Origin of the sequence: Bacillus cereus group sp. BfR-BA-01355 (assembly GCF_022663675.1) — a bacterium.
GTDB lineage: Bacteria > Bacillota > Bacilli > Bacillales > Bacillaceae_G > Bacillus_A > Bacillus_A thuringiensis_S.
Map to the genome: position 1 here is coordinate 1 of NZ_JAKUFY010000342.1, position 344 is coordinate 344.

The window sequence follows — 344 nt, forward strand, 5'->3', positions numbered from 1 at the left end:
CTGTAATCTCTTCGCGACCTGCTACTTTATATTTACGTTTGTTTTGCGTCATTTCAGAAGCACGTTTAAATGATAACGTATGAACTGTTAATGATTCTGGCATTAACTTTTCTGTTTCATCTAACGTATGCTTGAAGATATCTAACCCTTCACCAGGAAGACCAATAATTAAGTCCATATTAATATTGTTCATTCCCATTTCACGAGCTAAATGGTATTTCTCAATTGTTTCTTCTACAGTATGGTGACGTCCAATTGCTTTTAGTGTCTCTTGATGATATGACTGCGGATTAATACTAATACGGTCAATGTTCCATTTATTTAACACTTCTAGCTTTGCTGGC

The 344-nt window shown here is 35.2% G+C and carries 1 protein-coding gene; it reads right to left on the reverse strand.

Features of this window, described 5'->3' with window-relative positions; genetic code table 11:
- Window positions 1–344: radical SAM protein (locus tag MR167_RS31950; protein WP_242316276.1), on the reverse strand; the 344-nt coding region annotated here is incomplete at both ends.